Below are 427 nucleotides of genomic sequence, written 5' to 3' on the forward strand. Positions count from 1 at the left end.
GTCGAGCACCTGATCAAGCTCGTCGACGACGGAGCCCACACCGACCTCGGCGCCTTCGGGCTGGTCGAGGTCCTGCGACACCTGGAGCGGGTCCGCAACAGGCTCCCCGTGGTCGACGGGACCCTCATCCAGCACGGGAGCGAGCAGGGCGCCCCGGGCACCCTGTCGGAACGATCCATGGTCGGGGTGCTCGTGTCCGGTCTGCGCATCTCGGCCGGGGATGCGTCCCGGCGGGTCCGCGCCGCCGAAACACCTCGCCGAACGACATTCCCAGCTCGGAGAGCCCCTGCCGCCGATCCGCGGCCACCTCGCCCGGGCGCAACGCGATGGACTGGTGACACCGGAGCAGGTCGCACTGATCGACGGCGCTCTGCGCAAGGTCGGCCACTGCGCTCCGGCCGATGTCGACGCCGGCGAGGTGCTGGTG

General features: G+C 71.7%; 1 protein-coding gene. It reads left to right on the forward strand.

All coding sequences use genetic code 11. The annotated features are described in order from the left end of the window. Positions 1–72 precede the first annotated feature (72 nt). Positions 73–427: hypothetical protein (locus I6F37_RS46645; RefSeq protein ID WP_368736830.1), on the forward strand; the 355-nt coding region annotated here is incomplete at its 3' end.

Origin of the sequence: Bradyrhizobium sp. NBAIM08 (assembly GCF_020193935.1) — a bacterium.
GTDB lineage: Bacteria > Pseudomonadota > Alphaproteobacteria > Rhizobiales > Xanthobacteraceae > Bradyrhizobium > Bradyrhizobium yuanmingense.